This is a genomic window from Microbacterium sp. BWR-S6Y (genome assembly GCF_041379845.1).
GTDB lineage: Bacteria > Actinomycetota > Actinomycetes > Actinomycetales > Microbacteriaceae > Microbacterium > Microbacterium hydrothermale.
Genome location: NZ_JBFECV010000002.1, coordinates 148,879 through 173,681 on the forward strand (window position 1 = coordinate 148,879; position 24,803 = coordinate 173,681).

Genomic DNA, 24,803 nt, shown 5'->3' on the forward strand with positions numbered 1-24,803 from the left:
AGGTTCTGGGGGGCCGGGCGGTCGCCCGGGCCTGCTGCGAGCGTAGGGACGGCCCGCGACGCGGACAACCGGTGCGGACACGGGCCGTAACAGCCCGGCCGCTCCGGTGTCGGAGGGGACCGATAGCGTGGACGCCATGACGCGACGCGCAGTGGTGACCGGGGCCAGTTCGGGGATCGGAGAGGCGACCGCACGCCTGCTCCGCGCGCGGGGGTGGGACGTCGTGGGCGTCGCGCGTCGCGCCGAGCGTCTCGCGGCCCTCGAGGCCGAGACGGGCGTCGTGGCGCACGCCGCCGACCTCACCGACGCCGACGCCGTGACCGCGCTCGCCGCGTGGCTCGAGAGCACCGGCGGCGTCGACGCCCTCGTGCACGTCGCGGGAGGGGCGCGGGGCAGCGACCGCGTCGAAGACGGCGACCCGGAGGACTGGCGCTGGATGTTCGAGGCGAACGTGCTGTCGGGGCAGCGGCTCGTGGCATCCCTCCTTCCGGCGCTGCGCCGCGCGGCCGACGCCGCGGGGCACGCCGACCTGCTCTTCGTCACCTCGACCGCCGCGCAGACCGCCTACCCCGGCGGTGGCGGCTACAACGCCGCGAAGGCCGGTGAGGCCATGCTCGTGCACGCGCTGCGGCAGGAGCTCAACGGAGAACCGCTGCGCGTCATCGAGGTCGCGCCGGGCATGGTGCGCACCGAGGAGTTCACGCTCAACCGGTTGGGCGGAGATCAGGATGCCGCCGACAAGCTCTACGAGGGGGTCGAGGCGCCGCTCGTCGCCGACGATGTCGCCGACGTCATCGCGTATGCGCTCGATGCGCCCGGGCACGTGAACCTCGATCTGGTCACGATGCGTCCCGTCGCGCAGTCGGCCCAGCATCTGCTGGCGCGGGGGCCGCTGACGACGCGCTGAGGCCGGGGGCGTCGACGTCCGCGTCGGCGAAAGCGACCTTCGGCACGAACAGGAGCAGAGCGGCGGCGAGGAACCCGCCCGCGCTGCAGATCACCCAGACCGTGACGTACCCCGCGAACGGGGCGGCGGTACCGATCGCCGCTCCGGCGCCGCCGGCGAGCACGACCCCGAAGATGGCCGACGACATCGTGCCGCCCACCGTCTTCGTCGTGTTGGTGAGGGCGGATGCCACGCCGGTCTGCCCCCGCGGGGCCGCGGCGGCCGCGGCCGCGGGCATGGCCGCGACCAGCGCTCCCGATCCGAGCCCGGCGATGCCGAGGCACAGCAGGACCTGCCAGAGCGTCGTGTGCAGGGGGAGGAACAGGGCGTATCCGATGCCGACCAGGGCCGCCGCGGCGATGAGCATGACGCGCGGACTCGCCCGCCTCGAGGTGACGGCGAACAGGACCGCGCCCACGATGAGCGACACGAGGTACACCCCGATCACGTTCGAGCGGTCGGTGGCATCCAGGCCCAGTCCGTATCCGAGCGCGGGGTCGGTGCCGGCGTAGGTGGCGAGCGGGCCCTGCGCCCCCAGCAGGCTGATGCCGACCAGGAACGCCGTGGCCTGCACCGGCCACATCTCGGGGCGTCGCAGGACGCGGATGTCGATCGCGGGATCGGGTCTGCGCAGCTCGTACCGCACGAACACCGCGCCCAGCGCCAGACCCGCGAGCAGCAGCCCGGCGATGACGACGGGCCCCGGGCCGTCGGGCAGCCGCACGAATGACAGGGCGCCCGTCACGCACAGGAGGGCTCCGGCGAGGATCGCGAATCCGCCCACGTCCAGACGCCGCGCGCCGCTCGATCGCTCGGACTCGGGGACGCCGAGCCAGATGACCAGGCAGACCAGGGTGACGACGATCGCGGGGACCGCGAGCGACAGACGCAGGTCGCCTCCTGTGGCGGCGAACAGACGCCCGGCGGCCAGGGCGCCGACGATGGCGCCGGCCTGCAGTCCGACCACGAGCAGTCCCGCCGCGCGGCGCGTGCGCGAGACACCGTGCTGCGCGCGACGGCCGCGGTCGAAGATGAGCGCGATCTCCAGCGGCAGCCACACGACGTAGAAGCCCTGCAGCGCCCAGGCGGCGAGGAAGGTGCCGAACGAGTCGGCGAACACCAGCCACCAGCTCGCCGCAGCGGTCGCCAGGGCGGAGAAGAGCAGGATCCGCTTGTGGCCGAACATGTCGCCGAGCTTCGCGAGCACGGGCAGGACCAGCGCCGACAGCAGCAGCTGAGCGGCCTCGAACCAGTTGACGTCGGCGTCGCGGATGCCGAGGTGCACGACGATGTCGGGGAGCAGGGGCACGTAGAACCCCTGCAGGATGCCGCTGGCGAGTTCGACCAGCACGAACCACCCGATGAGCCCGGCGGTCACGCCGAGGGCGGACGTGCGCACCCTCGCGACCGCGCCCGAGACGCGCGACATGGCGCGAGAGTAGCACCGGCGGTCGGAGCAGCGCGGGCCCGTGCGCGAACGGGGGCGGTCGGCGTGCTACTTTCACTCGTAAACGTGTAAAAACAGGGAGTAGCCGTGACGATCGAGACGAAGCGGTCCACCCTGTACCGCGGAGAAGCGGGCCTGCGGGCGGGGATGAGCACCGCCGCGATGCTCGACCGCTTCGCCCGGCTGAACGGACTGACCGCACCCGACGCGATGCAGCATATCGTCGACGCGTCGTCAGCCTCGCCCTTCCTGCGTGCCCGGCTCGTCGCCGACCGTCTCGCCGCGGAAGGCGGCGCCCGCCCGCAGGCCGAGGGGGCTGCGGCGGCGGATCGGTTCTTCGCCCGCTGGCTGTCGGCGCACGGTCTGGCCGCCCATCCGGGAGTGACGTGGGCGCGGGTGCGCACTCTCGGCCACCCTCCCGTCGTCCTCACGCTCGCCGCCGTCGCCCGCCTGCGCACGCGGGCGGAACTCGTGCGCCTGGACGACGACCTGCGGCACGCGATGCGGCACCTCGCCGTTCCGGGCGCGCGTTCCGACGGGGGTATCCGCGGTTTCGCTGATCCCGCGCGACCGTGGCTGCAGGCCGGGGTTCTGCTGAGCGCGACCCGCGCCTGGCGCTGGCTCGAATGGGAGCACCTCGCGGTGGTGCTGAAGCGGCACGGTCTGCGGGCGCGCTTCGGGCTCGACGAGGACCAGGTCTCGACCGCGGCGGCATCCGTGCCGATCGTCGTCTGGAATCCCGCGACGACGGCGGTGCCGATCGTCGGGGCGACCACGGCGACCGTCGAGCTGCGCGTGGTCGGCCGGACCTGACGGCCGACCGCGAGGGTCGGCGCCCGGGCGTCCGGTGTTGCGGCCCGCGTGACGATGTGTGTTAGTTTCTGCTCATAAACAAGCAAAAACAGCAGGAGTCGTGATGTCGAGCACCGTCCTCCCCGCCGTTTCCGACGTGCCCCTCTCTGCCGAGCGCCTCGCGCGCGAGAACCTCCCGCTGGCGAAGTACCTCGCGGTGGAGAAGGCGCGCACCGCGCAGCACGTCGACCTCGACGACCTGCTGTCGGCGGCGTACCTGGGCTTGGCCGTGGCCTCCCTCGAGTACGACCCAGGGCGCGGCATCCCGTTCGGCGCCTACGCGCGCACGAAGATCACCTGGGCCATCCTCACCGAGATGCGCACGGCCGACCCCGCCGGGGAGCGCAGTCGCGAGAAGATCGAGCGGGTGAGAGTGGCGGGCGAGCTCGTCCGCGGGCGCACCGGACGAGCGGCCACCATCGCGGAGATCGCCACCGAATCGGGTCTGGATGCCGAGGTCGTCACCCGCATGCAGCTGCTCGACGAGATGGTGCGCACCGGCACGAGCTTCGAGGCGCGCTTCGAGGGCGACGACGGGCGGCAGGCGGCCGATCTGACCGACAGCGTGATCCTTCCCGAGCACGCGGTCGAACAGGCCGAGACCGAGAGGATGCTCGAGCGCATCGTCGCGGCGCTGCCCGATCAGATGCGCCAGGTGATCCGCGGCGTGTACCTCGAGGAGCGCATGGTCAAGGACATCGCCCACGATCTCGGGGTCAGCCACGCCTACGTCTCGAAGCTCCGCCGGATCGGCCTCTCGCTCCTGCGGGAGGCGCTCGATGCGTGGGAGAACGGGACCGCACCGGACCGCTCGACCAAGGCCAAGGCCGCCTTCTTCGACGGGGTCTTCGGCCCGTCGACCCCCGCGACGCCCGTCGCCGTCCCCGCCTGAGGCGGTCGAGTCCCTGCCGGCTCGCGCGGGCGGCGGCGCGCTTCGCTGTGCCCGACGGGAACGGGTGGCCGCAGTGACGACGGCATCGCCGCGGAGAAAAAGATCGCCGTCGGTTACGCCCCGACCACGTCGTCGCGAAGGTGGGGGATGGAGGGCCACGGACGGCCCCCGCACGATAACCCCATCCACGGAGGAACAACATGGGTCTTCAGATCGCAACCAACGTCGGTGCCCTCAACGCGTACCGCAACCTGTCGGCCAACCAGGCCGACGTCTCGAAGTCGCTCGAGAAGCTCTCGAGCGGTCTGCGCATCAACCGGGCCGCGGACGACGCCGCCGGCCTCGCCATCTCCGAGGGCCTGCGCTCGCAGGTCAACGGCCTGAACGTCGCCGCGCGCAACGCGCAGGACGGCATCTCGGTCATCCAGACCGCGGAAGGCGCCCTGACCGAGGTTCACTCGATCCTGCAGCGCGTGCGCGACCTCGCGGTGCAGGCGGGCAACGACTCGAACAACGCCGACTCGCGCACCTCGATCAAGACCGAGATCGACACCCTGGGCGACGAGCTCACCCGTGTCGCGGCCAGCACGAACTTCAACGGCATCAAGCTGCTCTCGGGCGGCGACACCCTGACGTTCCAGGTCGGCGCCGGCTCCACGGCCGCCGAGGACCAGATCGCCGTCGCGCTGACCGACTTCTCGGGCCTCGGCGCGACGATCAAGGCGCTCGACGTCGACACCGCGGCGAACGCGCTCACCTCGATCGCCGCCATCGACACCGAGATCGTGAACGTCTCCACCGCCCGCTCGGGCTACGGTGCCGTGCAGAACCGCTTCGAGTCGACCATCAACTCGCTGCAGGTCTCGGCCGAGAACCTCTCCGCCGCCAAGAGCCGCATCGTCGACACCGACATGGCGTCCGAGATGGTCAAGTACACCGCCTCGAACATCCTGCAGCAGGCCGGCACCGCCATGCTCGCTCAGGCCAACCAGTCGGGCCAGGGCGTCCTGCAGCTCCTGCGCTGAGTCGCGGCGCTGATGTCCCCGGGCGCCCGGGCGGGGGACCCCTCCCGTCCGGGCGCCTTCGCATGACCCCCCACCGACTTCGACGAAAGGCAGACACAGGATGCAGATCGACGGCCTCGCCTCGGGCGTGAAGACCAAAGACGTCATCGACGCCCTCGTCAACGTCGCGGCGATCCCCAAGACCCTCGTGACCAACCGGATCACCGATCGCAACAGCGTCATCTCGAACCTCCAGTCGCTCAACACCGCGCTGCAGGGCCTGGCCGACAAGGCGAAGGCCGCGGCATCCGCCACCTCGTTGGCCCGGTACAGCGCCTCGAGCTCCTCGGAGGCGGTCACCGTCGTCGCGGGGGAGACGGCGCGGGCGTTCTCGACCGACGTCGTCGTCGACGCTCTCGCGCGGGCGCACGCGGTCGTCACTGCCGCCGGAGACGCGACGGCGTTCGGCGGCACCTTCTCGCTGGTCGCCGCCGACGGCAGCATCACCGAGGTCACGGGAGGCGGTTCGGCCGCCGAGCTCGCCGCGGCCATCAACGCGGCCAAGACCGGGGTGACCGCCACGGTCGTCCCCGGAGGTCGCGACGCGCAGGGGGCGGCGCTCTCGCGCATCCAGATCACCTCGACCCGGACCGGCGCGGAGGGGACCTTCCGCCTGCACCGGGGCACCGCGGCCGAGGTCGCGGCATCCACCGCGGTCGACGTCTCCACCGAACCGGGCGCGGCGGTGCTCGCGCAGGGACGGGACGCGGTCATCCGCCTGTTCGCCGGCACCACCGCCGAGCAGGTCGTCACGAGCGCCTCGAACACGTTCACCGACATCGGGGAGGGCATCGACATCACGGTCGGTGCGATCTCGGCCGACCCCGTCACGGTCACCGTCACCCCCGACGCGAAGGCGCAGTCGGATGCCGCGGCGGCCTTCGTCAAAGAGGTCTCGACGCTACTGACGCGCATCGACAACGGCTCGAAGGCGACCGTGGCGGCCCCCGGCAAGACCACCACGCTCGGCGTCTTCACCGGCGACAGCACGGTGCGCTCGCTGCGCGCGGCGCTCGCGGCCGCGGTGCAGAGCCCCGTCGACGGGACCTCGCCGTCGACGATCGGCATCAGCGTCGACAAGGCCGGCGTGCTGTCGTTCGACGCCGACCGCTTCGCCGCCGCGATGGCCGACGACCCGACGGCGGCGCAGGCCGTCTTCTCGGCGGTCTCCGCGCGCGTGCAGGCGACGACGTCGGAGTACTCCGACAAGTACGACGGGCTCATCACCCAGCGCATCACGGGGCAGCAGACCGAGGTGAAGAGCCTCGAGAAACAGGTCGAGCGCATGGACCTCCGTCTCGACATGCGGCGCGCGACCCTCGAACGCACGTACGCCGCGATGGAGGTGCGCCTGTCGGGCCTGCAGTCCCGGTCGGATTGGCTCACCTCGCAGCTGTCGGCCCTGACGCCGTCGTCGAAGTAGCCACCGCCCCGCCCTCGACAAGGAGAACGAGCCATGCCCATCGCCCTCGAACGCGCCCGGCAGGAATACCTGGAGCAGCAGGTCACCTCCGCGACCCCGGAACGACTGGTGACCATGCTCTACGATCGTCTGCTCGTCGACGTCGAGCGGGCGGAGGCGGCGCAGATCGGGGGCGATGCGGCGTCGGCGAGCACCTATCTCACGCACGCGCAGGCCATCATCGCCGAGCTCAGCGGCTCCCTCGAAGACGGGTGGGACGGCTCGGACGGGCTCCGTGCGCTGTACACCTACCTCACGGGTCGCCTCATCGTCGCCAACGTCGGACGCGACGTCGAGGCCACGCGCGAGTGCCGCGACCTCATCTCCCCCCTGCGGGACGCCTGGCACGAGGCCGCTGATCGCATCTCGACCGTCTGACGCTCCTGTGACGACGAACCTCGCCGCGTGGAACCGGCTGCTGGACGCCTTCGAACGTTCTCTCGACGCCGACGGCGAGGATGCCGCGGACGAGCCCTTCGAGCATCCCCCCGGCCCGCCGCCGCCGGAGGTCGTCGAGCGCGCCCGGCTGGTGCTGGAGCGCCAGCGCGCCGGTATCAGCGGCCTCCTGGCCGCCCGCGAGAACGTCGCCCGCGAGTTGGCCGCGATCCGGCGCATCCCCTCCACGCAGATCGCCGCGCCGATCTACCTCGACGTCGAAAGCTGAACCCGGGTTACGCCGGTGGCCGCGCGTCGCGATAGTCGCGGCTGAGCACGGATCGCTCGACCACCAGCCACGGATCGGCTCGTTCCTTCGACCGGAGTGCCGCGTGCTCGATTCCGTCACCTCAACCGCCCTGTCCAGCGCGCTGGACGGTCTCGCGCTGCGACAGCGTTCGATCGCGGAGAACATCGCCAACGTCAACACCCCCGACTACCAGGCCAAGCGCGTGCTGTTCGAGGACCGCCTGCGCAGCGCCGTCGCGGCGGGCGACGGGGGCGTCACGGCCACCGTCGAGCGCTCTCTCGAACCCACGCGGACCAACGGCAACAACGTCAACCTCGACACCGAGACGCTGTCGAACATCGACACCGTGCTGCGCTACCAGTTCGCGGCCCAGGCGTTGAGCGGCCAAGCGGCATCCATCACCAAGGCGATCGGCCAGGCCTCCGCGTGACCTTCGACACGATCGGCATCGCCGGCACGGGACTCACCGCCCATCGCAAGTGGATGGACGCGCTGAGCGACAACATCGCCAACGTCAACACCGCGACCCCGCCCGGACAGGACATGTTCCGCGAGAAGTACGTCGCGGTCGCCGAAGGCACCCGCAGCCCGGGGGTGTACGTCACCGGGGTCGAGGAGTCGACCGCCGAGGGGAAACTCGTCTACGAGCCCGACCACCCCTACGCCAACGAGGACGGGTACGTGCAGTACCCGAACGTCGACCTCGGCGACCAGATGAGCATGCTGATCCTCGCGCAGCGCGGCTACCAGGCCAACGCCGCGGTCGTCGATCGCGCGAAGACCACCTACGAGTCCGCCCTGCAGATCGGACGGTCCTGATGAGCACGCCGATCGATCCCATCGCCGCGATGGGGGTGAGCGCGCTGACCCCGCTGAGCTTCGAATCGGCCCCGGCCCCCTCGGCTGCGGCGTCGCCCGGGGGAGCGCAGTCCTTCGCGACCTCTCTCACCGCCGCGGTCGAGAACCTGCAGACCCTGCAGTCGACGTCGAACGAGCTCGCCGTCCGCGCCGTCACCGGCGACCTCGACGACATCCACAAGGCCACGCTCGCCTCGTCGCGCGCCGGGGTCACCCTCGACCTGATGGTGGCCGTGCGCGACCGGGGCGTCGCCGCCTTCAACGACATCATGAGGATGCAGGCCTGACATGCCCTCATTCGTCACGTCGACCCTCGGTCGTGCCAAGCAGCTCGTCGGCGGCTTCACCCTCGCGCAGCGCACCATCGCCGTCATCGGCGCCGCGCTGCTCGTGATGGGCGTCATCGCCCTGGGCAGTTGGCTGACCAAGCCCCAGATGAGCCCCCTGTTCACCGGACTGAGCGCGACCGACGCGTCGGCCGTGGTCGAGCAGCTGAAGTCGGCGAACGTGCCCTACGAGCTGACCGAGGGCGGGGCGACGATCCTCGTCCCCGACGCGCAGGTGTATCCGCAGCGGCTCACCGCGGCGGCCGCGGGCCTGCCCAGCGACACCAGCGGCGGGTACACGCTGCTGGACAAGATGGGGGTCACCGCGAGCGAGTTCCAGCAGTCGGTCACCTACAAGCGCGCGATCGAGGGCGAACTGGCCCGCACGATCGGTGCGATGTCGGGGGTCACCGCGGCATCCGTGCAGCTCGCCATCCCCGAGGAGAGCGTGTTCGTCGCCGAGGAGCGGCATCCGACAGCCTCGGTCTTCGTCAAGACGCAGGGCGGGGGATCCCTCACCGAGGACCAGGTCGCCGCGATCGTGCACCTCACCAGCGCCTCGATCCCGGGCATGACGCCCGAGGACGTCGCCGTCACCGACCAGTCGGGCAAGGTGCTCGCCGCGGTGGGCACCGGGCTGACCGGCTCGGCCAACACCCAGGCCACCGAGTACGAGGCGAAGGTGGCCTCGTCGGTGACCAAGATGCTCGAGACGATCGTCGGCCCCGGCAACGCCACCGTCAGCGTCGCCGCGGACGTCGCGAACTCCACCTCGGAGCGCATGGACGAGACCTACACCGCCCCGGAGGGCGGCCTGATGTCCACGGAGCAGACGAAGACCGAGACCTACACGGGCGGGCAGGGGCGCGGGACGGGAGTGCTCGGGCCCGACAACATCGCGGTTCCGGATGCCGCCGGCGGCGGCAACTACCAGGCCGAGGAATCCACGCGCAACAACGCCGTCAACAAGACGACCGAGAAGACGACGACCCCGGCCGGAGAGGTCACCCGTCAGACGATCAGCGTCGCCCTCGATCGGGCCGCGGTGAACGGCGTGACCGCGGAGCAGGTGCAGGCTCTGGTTTCCACCGCCGCCGGGATCAACGCCCAGCGCGGCGACACCGTCACCGTCGAGATGGTCGAGTTCAGCCAGAGCGGCGCGGCCGCGGCCCAGGCGGCTCTCGACGCGGCGGAGGCGGAGAAGGCCGCGCAGACCCAGGCCGAACTGCTGCGCGCGGCGATCATCGGCGGTTCGATCGTGCTCGCGGCGATCATCCTGGTGGTCGCGCTGCTGGTGCGCCGCAAGATGAAGCGGCGCCTGCTGTACACCGAAGAAGGGCCCATCGAGTACTTCTCGACGATCACCGAGAGCGAGGAGCAGAAGCTCAAGAGCCTGAAGGGTCTGGCCGAGCCGATCGCTCTTCCCGCGACGCCGCCGACCGCGGTGCTGCCCACCCTCCTCGACGTCGACGAGGAGCCCGAGGTCACGCAGGTGCTCGTCGAGCAGCGTCGACGCGACGTCGAGCAGCTGGCCAAGAGCGACCCGCAGAACGCCGCGAAGGCGCTGGCCCGTCTGATGGACGAGGCGATGGCATGAGCCTGCTCCCCACGCGTCCCCTCGCGGACGACGCCGGCACGCCCGCGACCCCGACCGCCGTCACGGAGGTCATGCCCACCGCGGCGCCCGTCCCGGCGATGTCGGGCCTGCGCAAGGCGGCGATCGTCATGCTCAACCTCGACCGGGAGGTCAGCGCCGAGGTGCTGCGGCACCTCGGCGAAGCACGGGCCGAACTGCTCGCGGGAGAGCTGGCGCAACTGAACGGGATCGACACGAGCGCCATCGCGACGGCCCTCGCCGACTTCCGCCGGATCGCCTCGGGGGCGTCGGCCGTCGGCCGGGGAGGACAGGAGTTCGCCACGGGCCTGCTCGAGACCGCCTTCGGGCGCGAGAAGGCCGTGGGCATGGTCGGGCGGGTGATGTCGCAGGGCGCGGTGTCGTTCGAGTTCCTCAACAGCGCCGACCCGACCCAGCTCGCCACGATCCTCGACGGCGAGATGCCCACCACGGTCGCCGTGGTGCTGGCGAATCTGCGCGCCGACCGTGCCGCCGCCGTGCTCGCGGCGCTCCAGGATCCCCTGCGCACCGACGTCGCGCAGGCCATCGCCACCCTGGGCACGGCCTCGCAGGAGGCGATCGCGGTGGTCGCGGAGGCCCTGCGCGCCCGCACCGGCGTGTTCGGCATGCGCGAGGCGCACGAAGCCACCGGGGGAGTGCAGCCCCTCGTCGACATCATCAACCGCTCGGACACGGTTCTGGAGAAGGCCCTCCTGGCCAGCCTCGAGGACCGCGACCACGACCTCGCCGAGGAGGTGCGCAGTCGGATGCTGACCTTCGCCGACATCGCCCGCCTCGAGGACCGCGACGCGCAGCGCGTGCTGCGCGGCATCGACCTGCGGGTGCTCGCCCTCGCGCTGAAGGGCGCCGATGAGCAGATCGGCGAGGTCATCCGCCGCAACATGACCGAGCGCAATCGCGAGAACCTCGCCGAAGAGGCCACGGCCCTCGGCCCGGTGCGCATGCGCCAGGTGGACGAGGCGCGCGCCGAGGTGGTGCGCATCATCCGCGAGCTCGAGGCCGCCGAGGAGATCACCATCTCTCGCGACGACGACGACGAACTCATCGAGTGAGACGACGGTCGACCCGCTCGACCCGGGCGCGGGTTACGCGCGGCCCGTCGCGTCGCGATAGTCGGTCGCGAGCAGGGATTGCTCGACCACTTGGCCACGGATCGGCTTCGCCACAACCCGCAGGGTGACCGCCGTGACCGATGCAACCTTCACGCCGCTGGTGCCGCCGCGCCTCGGCCAGGTCGTCGCGGACGCACGGACCGTCGCCGAGAAGGCGCGCGTGCGCGGCTACGCCGACGGATTCGCCGAGGGTCGCCGCCGCGCGCAGGACGACCTCGCGCGGGCGCGGGAGGACCTCGAGGCGCGGGCCGCGCAGCGCGAGATCGCCGCGCGAGAGGAGCTGGACTCCGCGCTCGCCGCCGTGCAGGCGGTGCGCACGGCGTGGGAGGAGCGACTCGCGGCGCTCGTCGGGGCCGACGCGGAGCGGGTCGAGGATCTCGCGATCGATCTCGCCGAGACGATCCTGGGCGTGGAGCTCTCGGATGCCGCCCGCTCGGCGGCCCACGCGGTGCGACGAGCGGCCGCCGAGGCGGCGCCCGCGACGTGGGTGCGGCTGACGCTGTCCGAGCGCGACGCCCGGACGCTGCGCGACGGGGACGCCGTGCTGTCGGGCACCGGCGAGATCATCGCCTCCACCGAGATCGGCCCGGGCGGCGCCGTCGTCGAGCTCGACGACGTCCGCGTCGACACCCGCGTCTCATCCGCCCTCGCTCGCGCCCGCGAGGCGTTGCGTCAGGACACCGAAGGGGACGCGCTGCGATGACCACCGTCAGCGCCTCGTGGGAGCGCGTGCGCGCCGCCGTCCGGCCGCAGCGCTCGGGCAGCGTCACGGCCGTGGTCGGGCTCGGGGTGGAGGTCGTCGGCATCCCCGCCGCCGTCGGCGACCGCGTGCGCATCACAACCACGGACGGACGACGCGTCGACGCCGAGGTCGTCGCCGTCGACGGGGGATCGACGCGCTGCATGCCGCTCGGCCCGCTCACCGGGATCACGGCGGGTGCCGAGGTCCTGCACGCGGGATCGGCGTCGCTCGTCCCGATCGGACCGACCCTGCTCGGGCGGGTGCTCGACGGTCTCGGCCGGCCCATCGACGGGCACGGTCCGCTCGCGGGTGCCCCTCGCGTCGCCCTCGGCAACGAGGCCCCGAGCGTGCTCGGACGCCGGCGCATCGATCGGCAGCACGGTCTCGGAGTGCGGGTGCTCGACACCATGACCCCGGTCGGCGTGGGGCAGCGCCTCGGTCTGTTCGCGGGATCCGGCGTCGGCAAGTCGTCGCTGATGTCGATGATCGCGCGCGGGTCGACCGCCGACGTCAACGTCATCGCGCTCGTCGGCGAGCGCGGTCGCGAGGTGCGCGAATTCCTCGAGGACGACCTGGGGCCGGAGGGCCTGACCCGCTCGGTCGTCGTGGTGGCGACCTCCGACCAGCCGGCGATGGCGCGTCTGCGCTGCGCGTTCCTCGCCACGCGCATCGCCGAGGCCTTCCGGGAGGACGGCCGCGAGGTCATGCTGATGATGGACTCGCTGACGCGGGTGGCGATGGCGCAGCGCGAGATCGGCCTGTCCGCCGGGGAGCCGCCGGCCACGCGCGGCTACCCGCCCTCCACGTTCTCGGTGCTCGCCGCCCTCCTCGAGCGCGCCGGCACCGGTCCGCGCGGATCGATCACGGGTCTGTACACCGTGCTCGTCGACGGGGACGACCACAACGAACCCATCGCCGATGCCGCCCGCGGCATCCTCGACGGTCACGTCGTCCTCGACCGTGCCCTCGCGGTGCGTGGTCACTTCCCCGCCGTGGACGTGCTCGGCTCCGTCTCGCGCGTGGTGGGGAAGGTGACCACCCCCGCGCAGCGGGAGCGCGCCGTGGTCCTGCGCAGTGTGCTCGCCGCGCGGCGGCAGGCCGACGACCTCATCGACATCGGGGCGTACAAGCAGGGGGCGAATCCCCTCGTGGACGCCGCGGTGACGCACCAGTCCGCGATCGACGCCTTCCTCACCCAGTCGATCGACGACCTCAGCACCACCGAGGAATCCTGGCGGCACCTCACCGCCCTCACCGACACCTTCGAAGGGCGGAACGCATGACGTTTCCACTGGCGGGTCTGCTGCGCGTGCGCGGCGTCCAGGAGCGCGTCGCGGCGGAGGAGGCGGCCCGCGCCCGCGCCGACGCGCGTGCCGCCGAGGCGGCCGAACAGCACGCCGTGTCGAGCCTGAGCGCTCTCGCGACGCAGATCGACGATCCGGCGACGCTCCGGGCCATGGCCGCGGCGCGGGCGGCGGGACAGGCGTCGCTCGCCGACCTGCAGATCCTCTCGCGCCTGCGCCGTACCGAGGCCGCCGAGGCGGAGGACGCGCACGTCGACGCCCGCCGGGAGCTCAAGGGTCTCGAGCGGCTCGAGGGCGCCCACCGCTCCCGCGAGCTCGAGGAGCGTGCGCGTACCGAGCAGAATGCGCTCGACGAGATCGCCACCACGCGCGCCGGTCGTTCCGAGGGGAGTGCCGCATGAGCGTCGACGCCGTCATCGGACGGATCGAGGCGATCACCGGGCAGATCTCCTCGCTGCATCCTTCCGCCGCCGCGAAGAGCGCCGCGTCGTCGGGCACCACGGCCGCGGCGGCGACGTCCACGACCTCGACCTCCGCGGCTGCGGTGCCGGCGACCTCGGCCGCCGCGGTGACGCACTTCGCCGATCTCCTCGAGGAGGCGGCCGCGGCGGCGCGTGCGCTCGTCGCCGGGCCCGCGACGACCTCCTCCGCCGCGACTTCGGCGTCTATGAGCGCGACGCCGAAGACGGCGACCGAGGGAGAGCTCGCGGCCGCCCTGCAGACGCTGTTCGCCGCGGGCACGGCCGGCACCTCCGGACTCGGGGCTCTCGGCGCGGCCGCGCTCGGGACGGGACGCTCCCGGTGACCCTGGTCGTGCCGGTGGGGACGGCGACGATGCCCGGAGCGGCGTCGTCGCCGACCGCTCCGAGCGGCGGGGCGGGGGCCGCTTTCGGTGAGGCGATGTCGCGCGCGGCCGATGCCGTCGCGCTCGCCGCCGGTGCCGAGGCCGAGCGGACCCCGCGGTTGTCGACGGATGCCGCTCCCTCGACCCCCACGGAGGGCCGCGGTGCGCGCGCGTCGACCGCAACGGATCGGCCGGCCGCAACGCCGTCCCCGCCGGTCGACGACCCCGCGACCGACGCGCCGGCCCGACCGGTGACGGCGTCCACGGAAGCGGATCGCTCCTCGAGCTCTCCGCCCGCGCTGTGGACGATGCCGGCGCCGTGGATCATGCCCCCGGCGAAGGGCCCGGCCGCGGACGGCGACGCCGCTCCCGGCGATGCTGCCCCCGGCGATGCGGGCCCCCGCCCCTCGCTGCACACGATGCCCGCTCCCGCGGTGCTGATCCTCCCCGGGACGGTGACGACGGATGCCGCTGCGACCGGCGAGGCGCCGTCCGTGAAGCCGGACGTGCCGGGAGCGTCGTCGGCGGCCCGGGAGGGCGGCATCCGGTCGGCCGTGTCGGACGCCGTGAGTGTGCCCGGCGACGCGCAGGGCACGGGGGAGGGTGCCGCGGCCCCGGCCCCCCTCACCGCGGCGACGGAGGCGCAGCACCCCGGGGAGGACGCCGCGGTCCGCGGCGCTCCCGCGGCGCTCGCCGCACCGGCGCCCGCCGCATCGATACTCGCCGCGCCGACGCCCGCCGCACCGGCGCCTGCCGCGGCGAGCCCCGTGTCGCCGGCCCCCACCGAAGGTGCGACGGCGACCCGCGCGACGGCGTCGGTGCTCGCAGCGGTGATGCCCGCGAGTCCCGCCCCGTCGCGCGAGGTCGCGGTTCCGCCTGGGGTGGTCGCCTCCGTGGCGCCCGCGGATCCCGTCCCCGTCTCGGTCGCTCCCGCAGCGGTGCCCGCGGCCCCCGCCCCGCCTCTCGGGGCATCCACCCGCGCTCCCATCGTCTCCGCTTCCGCCGTCTCCGCTCCCGCGGTCGTCGAAACCGGCACGACGGGGATGCCATCTCCTGTCCCCGCGGCCGATGCCGGCCGCGTCCCGGGAGCCGACGCACCGTCCGCAGCCGGCGCGACCCGCGCGGCGCGGGTGCCCGACGCGTCGGCAGCGCCCTCCGCCCGGGAGGCGACCCCCGCCGGGGCGGTGACGGCCGAGCGTGCGAGCGAGCCCGCCGCATCCGCACACGCGACGGTCTCCCTCCCCGCCGCCGCCGCCCCCCGGTCGACGCTCTCTCCGCAGCCCCCCGCCGCGGCCCTCGTCGTCCCGTCCGCCTCGGCGACGGCGACGGCGTCCGCGACGGCGTCGGCACCGACGTCCCCTCCGGCCGCGGCGGACGCGGCGGCGGCGGCATCCGCGTCGCCGCTCGCCGTCGGGGCACCGCCCCTCGCCCCGGCGCCGACCGCCGCCGCGCCCGCGACCGAAGCCGCGGTTCCGCGCACGGTCGCGGCCCAGGTCGCCCCCGCGGTCGTCCACCTCGCCCAGCGACCCGCCGGTGTGCACCAGCTCACCCTCACCGTGCGGCCCGAGGCCGTCGGACCGATCACCGTCCGTGCGCGCATCAGCGCGAACGGCGACGTGCGCGTCGAGGTGTCCGGGGGGACGGAGGTCGCCCGCGACGTCCTGCGCACGATGGCCTCCGAGCTGCGACGCGACCTCGCGGCGATCGCGCCGCACGCGCACCTCTCGGTCGCCGCGGGCGCGGGGGACGCGACGGGCGATCGCGGCTTCTCCGGGGGATCGGGTGGGGCGACCGGTGACACTCCGTCCGACGCCCGCGGCCCGCGCCCCGAGCCCGCCCCGCGTGCGTCCGAACGGCATCCGTCGCCGACGCTCGCCGACCCCCCGACCGATCACACCCGCGCCGGCATCGGCGCCGGGCTCGACATCTTCGCCTGAGAGGACCACCCATGACCGTCGATGCCGTCACCGCGACATCCCCCACGTTCGCGCCGACCACCGCCACCGCCGCATCCGGTGCGGCCGTCCCCAAGAAGGGGCTGGACAGCGAGGTGTTCATGAAACTGCTCGTCACCCAGCTGACGAACCAGGATCCGTCCACGCCCATGGACACCAACCAGATGATCTCGCAGACCACCCAGCTCGCCATGATGGAGCAGCTCACCGCGATGAGCCGCAACAGTTCCGAGGCCTTCGCCCTCGACATGCGCCAGGCCGCGACCGCGCTGGTCGGCCAGCGCGCCGGGTACGTCGACGCGAACGGCGTCCCGGCCTCGGGGATCGTCTCGAAGGTCTCCTTCGAAGGCTCCGTCCCCCAGGTGACCATCGGCGACGTCACCGTCGCCCTCGACGCCGTCACCTCCGTCACCCCGCCCACCGCCTGATCCACCGCTCGACCACCCACACGAAAGAGACCCTCATGCTCCGTTCGCTCTTCTCCGGGATCTCCGGACTCCGCTCCCACCAGACGATGCTCGACACGACCGGCAACAACATCGCCAACGTCAACACCGCGGGGTTCAAGGGATCCTCGGTGCTCTTCCAGGACTCCCTCTCGCAGGTCGTCGGCGAGGCCGGCATCCCGGATGCCGAGAACGGCGGCCGCAACCCCGCCCAGGTCGGGCTGGGCGTGCAGGTCGGCGGCATCCGCACCAACTTCGCCCAGGGAGCGGCGCAGACGACCGGTCGCGGCGGCGACCTGATGATCCAGGGCGACGGCTTCTTCGCCGTCCGCGCGGGCGGCGAGACGCTCTACACCCGCGCCGGCGGCTTCTCGTTCGACGGCCAGGGCAAGATGGTCACCGCGGACGGCTCGCTCGTGCAGGGTTGGTCGGCGCAGAACGGGGCCGTCGACACCGGTCAGGCGCCCGGCACGATCTCGATCCCCCAGGAGCTCGTCTCGGCTGCCCGCGCCACGACGACGGCCACCGCGACGGGGAACCTGCCCTCCACGGCCGCCGTCGGCACGCAGCTCGTGCGCGACATCGAGGTGTACGACGCCCAGGGCACCAAGACGTCGCTGAGCCTCACGTTCACGCGCACCGCGGCCGGCTGGAACGTGACCGAGCCCACCAGCGGGGCCACCGGAGCCCTCGCCTTCACCGACGGTCGTCAGACCGCCGGTCTCACGCTCGCCGCCGGTGGCATCCAGGTGGATTTGACCGCCCTGACGGGATTCGCCGACATGAGCACCGTCGCCCTCAGCGGGCAGAACGGCGCGGCCGCCGGCACTCTGAAGTCGTACGCGATCACGCCCGACGGCTCGATCGTCGGCACCTTCAGCAACGGTCGCACCGAGACGCTCGCCAAGATCGCGATGGCCACCTTCGCCAACGCCGAGGGCCTCGAGAAGGTCGGCGGCACGGCCTACCGGGCGACGGTCAACAGCGGGGCCGCGCAGATCGGCGAGGCCGGTCAGGCGGGCGTCGGCACCCTGCTCTCGGGCGCCCTCGAGATGAGCAACGTCGACCTGTCCCAGGAGTTCACGAACCTGATCGTCGCGCAGCGCGGCTTCCAGGCCAGCGCCCGCATCATCACCACCAGCGACGAGGTGCTGCAGGAGCTCACCAACCTCAAGCGCTGACCCCGCCCTCCCGCCGCGCGCGAGGGTCGCCCGCGCGGCCCGCCCGAGTTACCCCGGGTGGGCCGCGTCGCGATAGTCGCCACCGCCCCCTTCCGCACCGAAAGACGAGACCGTCCGATGATCACGCTCACCCGCCTCGACCACACGCGGTTCGCGGTGAACCCCGATCTCATCGAACGCGTGCACGAGTCGCCCGACACGACCCTGCACATGGTGGACGGTCGGGTCTACAACGTCGAGGAGAGCCTCGACGAACTGATCGCGCGGATCGTGGCCTATCGGGCCCGCGTCCTGGCCGCGGCCTCCGCCCTCACGGCCGCCTCCGCGCAGGACTGACCGTCGTGGACATCGCCTTCATCCTCGGCGTGGTCGCCGCCTTCGGCGCCCTCTACGCGATGATCACGATGGAGGGCGCGTCGCTGAGCGCCCTCTTCCTCCCCGCCCCGATGATCCTGGTGCTCGGGTCGACCATCGGCGTCGGCATCGCCAGCCACACCCTCCGCGACGCGATCGCCGCGTTCGGTTCGCTCGGGCGCATGGTGCGCGGCCCGCGCTCCACCCCGGCATCCGTCATCCCCGTCCTCGTCGGCTACGCCGAGAAGGCGCGCACCGACGGGTTGCTGCGCCTCGAGGAGGAACTCGACAGCGCTCCCGACGACTACACGCGTCGCGCGGTTCAGGCCCTCGCCGACGGGGTGGATGCCGAAGACCTGCGCACCCTCATGATGGACGAGATCGACGCGGAGTCGGCGCGAAACCGCGTCTCGGCGAAGTTCTTCGCCTCGCTGGGCGGATACGCCCCGACGATCGGCATCGTCGGGACCGTGGTCTCGCTCACGCACGTGCTTGAGAACCTGAGCAAGCCCGACGAGCTCGGTCACATGATCGCCGCGGCCTTCGTCGCCACCCTCTGGGGCCTGCTGTCGGCCAACTTCATCTGGAACCCGATCGCGGGTCGACTGAACCGTATGGTCGTCCTCGAGCAGGAGCGGATGACGCTGGTGTGCGAGGGGATCCTCGCCATCCAGGCCGGAAGCCCTCCCCGGTTGCTCGAGGAACGGCTGCAGGCGATGACGACCTCCGCCCCGGCGAAGAAGAAGCAACCGCGGGCCGACACCGCCCCCGCCGTCGAGGACGCGGCGTGACCAGCGCCCGGCGCGCGAGAGGACGCGGACACGAGGACGCCGCGCACGACGAGCCCGACGAGCGGTGGGCCGTGTCGTACGCCGACATGGTGACGGTGCTGATGTGCCTGTTCATCGTCCTGTACGCGGTGTCGGTGGTCGACGAGACGAAGTACGACCAGCTCAAGAACGGTCTGGCCGCCGCGTTCGGTCAGTCGCAGGTCGAGGGCGGCGGCGACCTCACCGAGGGCCTGGTGATCCCCCCGGACCTGCTCGCCGACGACGGCGTACGCGACGTTGCGACGCGGGCCGCGCGCGAAGTGGACAGTCTCGAGAAGATGCGTCAGGACATCACCGCCGCCCTGGCCTCGCAAGGGCTGCAGGACACGGTCGACTTCGTCATCGACGAACGCGGGCTCAAGGTCGGGCTCGTCGGCGCCGAGACGTTCTTCGCCGACAACCGCGCCGATCTGAGCGAGAAGGCCGATCGCGTCCTCGACCTCATCGGCGGTGTGCTTGCGGCCACCGGCAACCAGATCAGCATCGAGGGGCACGCCGACCACCGCGCGGCGATCCCGCCGTTCGACAGCAACTGGGAGCTGAGCAGCGGCCGCGCGACGAAGGTGGCCCGCTTCCTCGTCGAGCGCAAAGGCATCACCGGGACCAGGGTGCAGGCCGTCGCTTTCTCCGACCAGCGGCCCATCGTCGCCGGGGACAGCCCCGAGGACCTCGCCGCCAACCGACGCGTCGACATCGTCGTGCTCTCGGCGGAGGACGAACAGGTGCGCTCCCTGATCCCCGGTCTCGTCCAGGCCACCCCGCAGAGCTGACCCATGAGACATCCCCTGGAGGACACCGCCATGCCGACAGCGGCCGTTCGCGACGACTCCCTTCGTCGCTATCCCGCCTACGACTTCAGCCGCCCGGCCCAGCTGGGCCGCGAACACACGCGGCAGCTCGAAGCGGCCTTCGAGACGTTCGCCCGGCAATGGGCCTCGCAGCTCACGGCCAAGGTGCGGATGCGCACGCATCTCGCGCCCGAAGGGCTCGAGCTGATGTCGTACCAGGAGTACGCCGACACGCTGCCGACGACCACGGCCATGGTGGCCGGATCGACCGCCGGCCGCGAAGAGCCGTGCGTGGTGCAGTTCGGTCTCGACAGCGCCCTCATGTGGGTCGTGCAGATGCTCGGCGGCAGACCCACCGGGCCCATCGCGCCGCGCACGCTGACCCCGCTCGAGTCGGCGCTGATCCTGCAGATGATGGACGGCACGTTCGAGCTGCTCACCGCCTGCATGGGATCGCTCCTGCCGGGACCGGTCTCGTTCTCGGGCCTGCACGAGAATCCCCAGTACATGCAGGTGATCTCGCCCGGCGAGGCGGTCATCGTCGCGCGTTTCGCGATGAGCGCGGGGGAGTCCCGCAGCACGGCGACCGTGATGCTCCCCGCGGCCGTCGTCGTGGACCAGCTCGCCGAGAGCGACCGCCACGCCGCGACCGCGCACCGCGAGGGCGCGGTGCGCGATCAGGTCCTCGACACCCCCCTCGAGGTGTCGCTGCGCGTGGCACCGCGCGTCATCGCCGCCGGAGAGGTGCTCGACCTCGCACCCGGCGACCTGCTGAGGTTCGGTCATCCCGAGACGAAACCGTTCGAACTCGTCGCGGGCGGCACCCCGATCGCCCGCGCGGTCCCGGGGGCCCAGGGCTCGCGCCTCGCCTGCACGATCACCACCATCCACGAGGAGAAGACCCGATGAGCACTTTCCACGCCGCCGCCATGGCCGCCGCGATCGCGGCCAAGCTCCCGTTCTCGTTCCCGGTGCTGCCCGCGCCGTCCACCGACCCGGGCGCCACCGGCCGCGCCGTGGCCGTCGCCTTCGCGGGGGCGCCGGGGGCGACCCTCGCGATCCAGGTCGCCGACCTCGCCACGCTCGACGACGGTTCGGCCGGCGGCGCCCTGGCCGACCGGCTGCACCCGGTCTTCGAGGCGGCCGTCGCGGTGCTCGGCCCCGGCACCCTCGCCGACGGCGAGGAGGTCGACGCCGCGGGGGTGTTCACCGTCGCGGGGGCGCAGGTGTTCGACCTCGTCCGCGAGGACGGTTCGGTGGTCGCGCGTGCCGCCATCCGCATCGACGACGCCGCGTCGGCGGCTCCCGCCGCCCCCACGCGCCTCAGCCGCATCGCGGGCGTCGAGATGGAACTCGTCGTCGAGATCGGCCGCACGCGGATGGCGGTGCGCGACGTGCTCTCGCTGGAGCCCGGCCGGGTCGTCGAGCTCGACCGCGCGGCCGGATCGCCCGCCGACATCACCTTGAACGGCCGCCTCATCGGCCACGGCACCGTCGTGGTGGCCGACGGCGACTACGCCGTGCGGGTCGAGCGCATCATCGACCAGGCGGAGGGCGCGTGAACGGCGACGACCTGCTCCAGGTCCTGCGCACGGTCGTCTCGCTCGCGGCCGTGCTGGGGTTGCTGCTCTTCCTCGGCAAGCGGCTCCAGAAGGGACAGGCGGCCGGGGGCAACCCGTTCGCCGGGCTCGTGCCGCGTCGTGGGCTGGGGCGTCTGAGGGCGATCGCCGGTCTGCGCATCGCGCCCGCCCCCCGCGCGAAGACCGAGAAGATCACGCTCGTGGCGCGCACCGGCCTCGGCGGCAAGGCGCAGCTCGTGGTCGCCGAGTTCGGCGGCATCCGCTACGTCCTGGGCGTGAGCGAGAAGGGCATCGACGTCGTCGACACCCAGGAGGCTCCGTCCGCCGACGACGAGGCGTCCGAGAACGTCATCTCGCTCGCGGACGCCGGCGTCGCCCGCGGAGAGGATGCCGGGGCGAGCAGCGCCGCCTGACCTCGGCGTCGGCGCGGGTTACGCGGGCCGTCGCCGTCGCGATAGTCGGTCGCGAGCACGGATCGCTCGCATTCCTGGCTACGGATCGGCCTCGACCCCCTTTTCGAAAGCGCCGTCGTGCCCGCACCCGTCCGTCTCGCCGCTGCGGCGCGCGAGGACGCGCCCCGACGCCGGCGGCTCGCCCGCATCGCCGGCGCCCTCGGCGGTGCCGTGGTGCTCGCGGGGGTGCTCGACCTGGTCACCGCCCACGCCGCGGCCGCGGCGACCGGGGGCTCGGGCGGCATCAGCATCAACGGGATCAACGGGTCGCCGTCCGACAGCATCACGACGCTGCTGGGCATCACGGTGCTCAGCGTCGCTCCGGCGCTGCTGCTGATGATGACGAGTTTCACGAAGATCTTCGTCGTGCTCGCCCTCACCCGCAACGCGCTGTCGCTGCCGTCGATCCCCCCGAACCAGGTGCTGGCGGGGCTCAGCCTCTTCCTGACCCTGTTCATCATGTGGCCGGTACTCACCGACATCAACCAGGTCGCGGTGACCCCGTTCACCTCGGGGCAGATCGACTTCGGTCAGGCCTTCGACGCGGCCCAGCAACCGCTGCGCACCTGGATGCTGCACTTCACGCGCGAGGAGGACATCGCGCTGATGCACCGCGCCGCGCAGATGGACAACCCCGCGGCCCCCGACGCCATCCCGCTCTACACGCTCATCCCGGCCTTCATGCTCAGCGAGCTGCGGGCGGCTTTCGTGATCGGGTTCATCGTCTTCATCCCGTTCCTCGTCATCGATCTCGTCGTCTCGAGCGCGCTGATGTCGATGGGCATGATGATGCTGCCGCCCGTGATGATCTCGCTGCCCTTCAAGATCCTGCTGTTCCTCCTCGTCGACGGGTGGGGATTGGTGATCACCTCGCTGGTGCAGTCGTATCGGGGTGCCGGGTGAACCCCGAAGCGGTCGTCGACATCGGTCTGAGCGCACTGATGCTGGCCGCGAAGCTGAGCGCCCCCCTGCTGATCACCGCGCTGGTGGTCGGTTTCGCCATCTCGCTGCTGCAGTCGATCACGCAGGTGCAGGAGATGACGATGTCGTTCGTGCCGAAGCTCGTCGCCGTGGGCATCGCCCTGCTCGTGTGCGGCAATTGGATGATCGCCGAGAGCATCGCCTTCACGAACGAGCTGTTCGCCCGCATCCCGTCGTTGTTGAACGGCGGCGCATGAACATCCCCGTCGACTTCGTCTGGCTCGAGGCGACGGCGCTCGCGATCGTGCGCATCACGGCGTTCCTCGTCGTCGCCCCGCCGTTCAGCCACGGTGCGATCCCGCTGCGGGTGCGGGCGATGCTGGGCGTCGGCCTCGGTCTGGCGGTGTCGCCCGTGGTCGTCGTCGGCTACCAGCGCCTCGATACCGGGGGGTTCCTGCTCGCCCTCGCCGGTCAGGTCCTCGTGGGCGCGCTGCTGGGCTTCCTCGTGCTCGTGCTGTTCAGCGCGGTGCAGAGCGCGGGTTTCCTCGTCGACACCTTCGGCGGATTCCAGCTCGCCCAGGCCTACGACCCCGGGATGAACGTCAACGGTGCGCAGTTCACGCGTCTCTTCCAGATGACCGCCATCCTGCTGCTGTTCGCGTCGAACGGGTATCAGCTGGTGCTCGGCGGGCTGTTCCGCTCCTTCGACGCCGTCTCGGTGGCCGGGACGATCGATCTCGGTCGTCCCGCCGAGGTGCTCACCGACGCGGTCGGGCAGATGCTCGTGAGCGCGGTGCAGATCGCCGGACCGCTGCTCATCGTCCTCTTCCTCGCGGACGTGGGACTCGGGCTCGTCTCGCGCGTCGCCCCCGCGCTCAACGCGTTCGCGCTCGGCTTCCCGATCAAGATCGCGCTGACCCTCCTGCTGGTCGGGTTCGTCTTCACCGCGTTGCCGGCGATCGTGTCCTCCCTCGCGGGCGATGCCGCGCAGGTGCTGATCGGGGTGACGCGATGAGCGGGACCGACAGCGGGGAGCGCACCGAGAAGGCGACGCCGGAGCGCCTGCGCAGAGCCGTCCGCAAGGGGCAGATCGGACGCAGCCAGGACTTCACGGCCTGGGTGTGCATCGGTGCCGCGGCGGTGATGATCCCCTCGACCGTGGATGCCGCGTCCCGCGCCCTCTCAGGACAGATGGCCGCGGTGTCGACGGTGGCGCGCGATCCCGATCCCTCCCGCGCCGTCGAGGCGATCGGAGCCGCCGTCGCCACGGTCGGGGAGGTGCTGCTCCCGCTGCTGCTGGTCGTGCTGGTGGCCACCACCGCCACGGCGATCGCGCAGGGCGGCATCCGTCTGCGGGGTGTCCCCCTGCGCGCCGAGCAGTTCGACATCGTCGCGGGACTGAAGCGCATCGTCGGCAAGGCCGCGCTGTGGGAGGGGGCGAAGGCGCTGCTCAAGACGGCGGCGATCGGCGCCGCCCTCTGGATCGTCGTCGCGGGGCTCGTGCCCGTGCTGATGGGCAGCGGGCGGCACACGGTGAGCTGGTTGCTGGAGCGGGCCGGCGGGGGAGTGGCGACCCTGCTGCAGGTCGCGGTGGCGGTGGGCCTGCTGTTGGCCGCCGTCGACGTGTTCGTGGTGATGAAGCGCAACCGGCAGCACACGCGCATGACGAAGCAGGAGGCGCGCGACGAGCACAAGAAGAGCGAGGGAGACCCGCTCATCAGGTCGCAGCGCCGTGCCCGGCAGATGGCGATGAGCCGCAACCGCATGATCGCCGCCGTCGCCGACAGCGACGTGGTGCTGCTGAACCCGACCCACATCGCCGTGGCCCTGCGCTACGAGCCGGGTCGGTCGGCGCCGCGCGTCGTGGCGAAGGGCGCCGGCGTGATCGCGCAGAAGATCCGCGAACGCGCCGAGGGCGCGGGCGTTCCGATGGTGCGCGACGTCGCGCTGGCCCGTGCCCTGCACGCCGCTGTCGAGGTGGGTCACGAGATCCCCGAGCACCTGTACACCGCTGTCGCGCAGGTGCTCGCCTTCGTCCAGCAACTGACCAAGAGGGGTTCGCGCGCGGGAACGCACACGATGCCCCCCGCGGCCCTCGTCGGTCGCGACCTGTGACGGCCCGTCGC

General features: G+C 72.3%; 30 protein-coding genes. 29 read left to right on the forward strand and 1 reads right to left on the reverse strand.

Annotated features, from left to right (window positions below; genetic code table 11):
- Positions 1–136 precede the first annotated feature (136 nt).
- Positions 137–907, forward strand: a complete 771-nt coding sequence (locus tag AB1K56_RS04480; RefSeq protein WP_371204750.1) for an SDR family oxidoreductase — start codon at positions 137–139, stop codon at positions 905–907.
- Here AB1K56_RS04480 and AB1K56_RS04485 read toward each other — a convergent pair.
- Positions 840–2,375 (reverse strand): MFS transporter, encoded by a 1,536-nt coding sequence (locus AB1K56_RS04485; RefSeq protein WP_371204751.1) that lies wholly within the window; start codon positions 2,373–2,375, stop codon positions 840–842. The genes AB1K56_RS04480 and AB1K56_RS04485 overlap by 68 nt on opposite strands.
- Before the next feature lie 105 nt (positions 2,376–2,480).
- Here AB1K56_RS04485 and AB1K56_RS04490 point away from each other — a divergent pair, with 105 nt between their 5' ends.
- The 28 genes from AB1K56_RS04490 (at position 2,481) to AB1K56_RS04625 (ending at position 24,792) form a co-directional block, all read left to right on the forward strand.
- Positions 2,481–3,206, forward strand: a complete 726-nt coding sequence (locus AB1K56_RS04490) for a hypothetical protein (protein ID WP_371204752.1) — start codon at positions 2,481–2,483, stop codon at positions 3,204–3,206.
- A 103-nt stretch (positions 3,207–3,309) separates the two neighbouring features.
- Positions 3,310–4,137 (forward strand): sigma-70 family RNA polymerase sigma factor, encoded by an 828-nt coding sequence (locus AB1K56_RS04495; protein WP_371204753.1) that lies wholly within the window; start codon positions 3,310–3,312, stop codon positions 4,135–4,137.
- Positions 4,138–4,337: 200 nt separating this feature from the next.
- On the forward strand, positions 4,338–5,162 hold the full coding sequence (locus AB1K56_RS04500; RefSeq protein ID WP_371204754.1) for a flagellin: 825 nt from the start codon (positions 4,338–4,340) through the stop codon (positions 5,160–5,162).
- Between the two features lie 100 nt (positions 5,163–5,262).
- Entirely contained in the window at positions 5,263–6,624 is a 1,362-nt protein-coding gene (gene fliD / locus AB1K56_RS04505; RefSeq protein ID WP_371204755.1) for a flagellar filament capping protein FliD, read from the forward strand.
- 33 nt (positions 6,625–6,657) lie between these two features.
- On the forward strand, positions 6,658–7,041 hold the full coding sequence (gene fliS / locus AB1K56_RS04510) for a flagellar export chaperone FliS (protein ID WP_371204756.1): 384 nt from the start codon (positions 6,658–6,660) through the stop codon (positions 7,039–7,041).
- 7 nt (positions 7,042–7,048) lie between these two features.
- Complete coding sequence (locus AB1K56_RS04515) at positions 7,049–7,327, forward strand: hypothetical protein (RefSeq protein ID WP_371204757.1); 279 nt, start codon at positions 7,049–7,051, stop codon at positions 7,325–7,327.
- 103 nt (positions 7,328–7,430) lie between these two features.
- The gene (locus AB1K56_RS04520; RefSeq protein WP_264630296.1) at positions 7,431–7,778 is read left to right on the forward strand and encodes a flagellar biosynthesis protein FlgB; all 348 of its coding nucleotides are present in this window, start codon (positions 7,431–7,433) and stop codon (positions 7,776–7,778) included.
- Complete coding sequence (flgC, locus tag AB1K56_RS04525; protein ID WP_371204758.1) at positions 7,775–8,167, forward strand: flagellar basal body rod protein FlgC; 393 nt, start codon at positions 7,775–7,777, stop codon at positions 8,165–8,167. The genes AB1K56_RS04520 and flgC overlap by 4 nt, the downstream gene beginning before the upstream one ends.
- The gene (fliE, locus tag AB1K56_RS04530; protein ID WP_371204759.1) at positions 8,167–8,493 is read left to right on the forward strand and encodes a flagellar hook-basal body complex protein FliE; all 327 of its coding nucleotides are present in this window, start codon (positions 8,167–8,169) and stop codon (positions 8,491–8,493) included. The genes flgC and fliE overlap by 1 nt, the downstream gene beginning before the upstream one ends.
- A gap of 1 nt (position 8,494) precedes the next feature.
- Entirely contained in the window at positions 8,495–10,129 is a 1,635-nt protein-coding gene (fliF, locus tag AB1K56_RS04535; RefSeq protein ID WP_264630299.1) for a flagellar basal-body MS-ring/collar protein FliF, read from the forward strand.
- On the forward strand, positions 10,126–11,220 hold the full coding sequence (fliG, locus tag AB1K56_RS04540; protein ID WP_371204760.1) for a flagellar motor switch protein FliG: 1,095 nt from the start codon (positions 10,126–10,128) through the stop codon (positions 11,218–11,220). Before fliF ends, fliG begins: the two co-directional genes overlap by 4 nt.
- Before the next feature lie 133 nt (positions 11,221–11,353).
- The gene (locus AB1K56_RS04545; RefSeq protein ID WP_371204761.1) at positions 11,354–11,983 is read left to right on the forward strand and encodes a FliH/SctL family protein; all 630 of its coding nucleotides are present in this window, start codon (positions 11,354–11,356) and stop codon (positions 11,981–11,983) included.
- A complete protein-coding gene (locus AB1K56_RS04550) occupies positions 11,980–13,305 on the forward strand; it encodes a FliI/YscN family ATPase (RefSeq protein WP_371204762.1) in 1,326 nt (441 codons plus the stop codon). The genes AB1K56_RS04545 and AB1K56_RS04550 overlap by 4 nt, the downstream gene beginning before the upstream one ends.
- Complete coding sequence (locus AB1K56_RS04555; protein WP_371204763.1) at positions 13,302–13,727, forward strand: hypothetical protein; 426 nt, start codon at positions 13,302–13,304, stop codon at positions 13,725–13,727. Before AB1K56_RS04550 ends, AB1K56_RS04555 begins: the two co-directional genes overlap by 4 nt.
- Entirely contained in the window at positions 13,724–14,131 is a 408-nt protein-coding gene (locus AB1K56_RS04560; protein WP_371204764.1) for a hypothetical protein, read from the forward strand. The genes AB1K56_RS04555 and AB1K56_RS04560 overlap by 4 nt, the downstream gene beginning before the upstream one ends.
- On the forward strand, positions 14,128–16,107 hold the full coding sequence (locus AB1K56_RS04565) for a hypothetical protein (protein WP_371204765.1): 1,980 nt from the start codon (positions 14,128–14,130) through the stop codon (positions 16,105–16,107). Before AB1K56_RS04560 ends, AB1K56_RS04565 begins: the two co-directional genes overlap by 4 nt.
- Before the next feature lie 11 nt (positions 16,108–16,118).
- On the forward strand, positions 16,119–16,553 hold the full coding sequence (locus tag AB1K56_RS04570) for a flagellar hook assembly protein FlgD (RefSeq protein WP_264630306.1): 435 nt from the start codon (positions 16,119–16,121) through the stop codon (positions 16,551–16,553).
- 35 nt (positions 16,554–16,588) lie between these two features.
- The gene (locus AB1K56_RS04575; protein ID WP_264630307.1) at positions 16,589–17,752 is read left to right on the forward strand and encodes a flagellar hook protein FlgE; all 1,164 of its coding nucleotides are present in this window, start codon (positions 16,589–16,591) and stop codon (positions 17,750–17,752) included.
- Between the two features lie 117 nt (positions 17,753–17,869).
- Positions 17,870–18,088: a flagellar FlbD family protein gene (locus AB1K56_RS04580; RefSeq protein WP_264630308.1), complete on the forward strand. Its 219-nt coding sequence runs from the start codon at positions 17,870–17,872 to the stop codon at positions 18,086–18,088.
- Between the two features lie 5 nt (positions 18,089–18,093).
- A complete protein-coding gene (locus tag AB1K56_RS04585) occupies positions 18,094–18,897 on the forward strand; it encodes a motility protein A (protein ID WP_371204766.1) in 804 nt (267 codons plus the stop codon).
- Positions 18,894–19,706, forward strand: coding sequence for a flagellar motor protein MotB (locus AB1K56_RS04590; RefSeq protein WP_371204767.1), 813 nt, complete (start codon positions 18,894–18,896; stop codon positions 19,704–19,706). The genes AB1K56_RS04585 and AB1K56_RS04590 overlap by 4 nt, the downstream gene beginning before the upstream one ends.
- A gap of 3 nt (positions 19,707–19,709) precedes the next feature.
- Positions 19,710–20,633: a flagellar motor switch protein FliM gene (locus tag AB1K56_RS04595; RefSeq protein ID WP_371204768.1), complete on the forward strand. Its 924-nt coding sequence runs from the start codon at positions 19,710–19,712 to the stop codon at positions 20,631–20,633.
- The gene (locus AB1K56_RS04600) at positions 20,630–21,286 is read left to right on the forward strand and encodes a FliM/FliN family flagellar motor switch protein (RefSeq protein ID WP_371204769.1); all 657 of its coding nucleotides are present in this window, start codon (positions 20,630–20,632) and stop codon (positions 21,284–21,286) included. The genes AB1K56_RS04595 and AB1K56_RS04600 overlap by 4 nt, the downstream gene beginning before the upstream one ends.
- Positions 21,283–21,717: a flagellar biosynthetic protein FliO gene (locus tag AB1K56_RS04605; protein WP_371204770.1), complete on the forward strand. Its 435-nt coding sequence runs from the start codon at positions 21,283–21,285 to the stop codon at positions 21,715–21,717. Before AB1K56_RS04600 ends, AB1K56_RS04605 begins: the two co-directional genes overlap by 4 nt.
- A 117-nt stretch (positions 21,718–21,834) precedes the next feature.
- Entirely contained in the window at positions 21,835–22,659 is an 825-nt protein-coding gene (gene fliP / locus AB1K56_RS04610; protein ID WP_371204771.1) for a flagellar type III secretion system pore protein FliP, read from the forward strand.
- Positions 22,656–22,934, forward strand: coding sequence for a flagellar biosynthesis protein FliQ (gene fliQ / locus AB1K56_RS04615; protein ID WP_371204772.1), 279 nt, complete (start codon positions 22,656–22,658; stop codon positions 22,932–22,934). Before fliP ends, fliQ begins: the two co-directional genes overlap by 4 nt.
- Positions 22,931–23,692: a flagellar biosynthetic protein FliR gene (locus AB1K56_RS04620; RefSeq protein ID WP_371204773.1), complete on the forward strand. Its 762-nt coding sequence runs from the start codon at positions 22,931–22,933 to the stop codon at positions 23,690–23,692. The genes fliQ and AB1K56_RS04620 overlap by 4 nt, the downstream gene beginning before the upstream one ends.
- Complete coding sequence (locus AB1K56_RS04625) at positions 23,689–24,792, forward strand: flagellar biosynthesis protein FlhB (protein WP_371204774.1); 1,104 nt, start codon at positions 23,689–23,691, stop codon at positions 24,790–24,792. The genes AB1K56_RS04620 and AB1K56_RS04625 overlap by 4 nt, the downstream gene beginning before the upstream one ends.
- Positions 24,793–24,803 lie beyond the last annotated feature (11 nt).

What these genes read in the sequence shown, in the direction of transcription:
- AB1K56_RS04480 (WP_371204750.1), top strand. Translation starts at nt 137, where the DNA reads ATGACGCGACGCGCAGTGGTGACCGGGGCCAGTTCGGGGATCGGAGAG.
- AB1K56_RS04485 (WP_371204751.1), bottom strand. Translation starts at nt 2,375, where the DNA reads ATGTCGCGCGTCTCGGGCGCGGTCGCGAGGGTGCGCACGTCCGCCCTC.
- AB1K56_RS04495 (WP_371204753.1), top strand. Translation starts at nt 3,310, where the DNA reads ATGTCGAGCACCGTCCTCCCCGCCGTTTCCGACGTGCCCCTCTCTGCC.
- AB1K56_RS04500 (WP_371204754.1), top strand. Translation starts at nt 4,338, where the DNA reads ATGGGTCTTCAGATCGCAACCAACGTCGGTGCCCTCAACGCGTACCGC.
- fliD (WP_371204755.1), top strand. Translation starts at nt 5,263, where the DNA reads ATGCAGATCGACGGCCTCGCCTCGGGCGTGAAGACCAAAGACGTCATC.
- fliS (WP_371204756.1), top strand. Translation starts at nt 6,658, where the DNA reads ATGCCCATCGCCCTCGAACGCGCCCGGCAGGAATACCTGGAGCAGCAG.
- fliE (WP_371204759.1), top strand. Translation starts at nt 8,167, where the DNA reads ATGAGCACGCCGATCGATCCCATCGCCGCGATGGGGGTGAGCGCGCTG.
- fliF (WP_264630299.1), top strand. Translation starts at nt 8,495, where the DNA reads ATGCCCTCATTCGTCACGTCGACCCTCGGTCGTGCCAAGCAGCTCGTC.
- fliG (WP_371204760.1), top strand. Translation starts at nt 10,126, where the DNA reads ATGAGCCTGCTCCCCACGCGTCCCCTCGCGGACGACGCCGGCACGCCC.
- AB1K56_RS04550 (WP_371204762.1), top strand. Translation starts at nt 11,980, where the DNA reads ATGACCACCGTCAGCGCCTCGTGGGAGCGCGTGCGCGCCGCCGTCCGG.
- AB1K56_RS04555 (WP_371204763.1), top strand. Translation starts at nt 13,302, where the DNA reads ATGACGTTTCCACTGGCGGGTCTGCTGCGCGTGCGCGGCGTCCAGGAG.
- AB1K56_RS04560 (WP_371204764.1), top strand. Translation starts at nt 13,724, where the DNA reads ATGAGCGTCGACGCCGTCATCGGACGGATCGAGGCGATCACCGGGCAG.
- AB1K56_RS04570 (WP_264630306.1), top strand. Translation starts at nt 16,119, where the DNA reads ATGACCGTCGATGCCGTCACCGCGACATCCCCCACGTTCGCGCCGACC.
- AB1K56_RS04575 (WP_264630307.1), top strand. Translation starts at nt 16,589, where the DNA reads ATGCTCCGTTCGCTCTTCTCCGGGATCTCCGGACTCCGCTCCCACCAG.
- AB1K56_RS04580 (WP_264630308.1), top strand. Translation starts at nt 17,870, where the DNA reads ATGATCACGCTCACCCGCCTCGACCACACGCGGTTCGCGGTGAACCCC.
- AB1K56_RS04595 (WP_371204768.1), top strand. Translation starts at nt 19,710, where the DNA reads ATGAGACATCCCCTGGAGGACACCGCCATGCCGACAGCGGCCGTTCGC.
- AB1K56_RS04600 (WP_371204769.1), top strand. Translation starts at nt 20,630, where the DNA reads ATGAGCACTTTCCACGCCGCCGCCATGGCCGCCGCGATCGCGGCCAAG.
- AB1K56_RS04620 (WP_371204773.1), top strand. Translation starts at nt 22,931, where the DNA reads ATGAACATCCCCGTCGACTTCGTCTGGCTCGAGGCGACGGCGCTCGCG.
- AB1K56_RS04625 (WP_371204774.1), top strand. Translation starts at nt 23,689, where the DNA reads ATGAGCGGGACCGACAGCGGGGAGCGCACCGAGAAGGCGACGCCGGAG.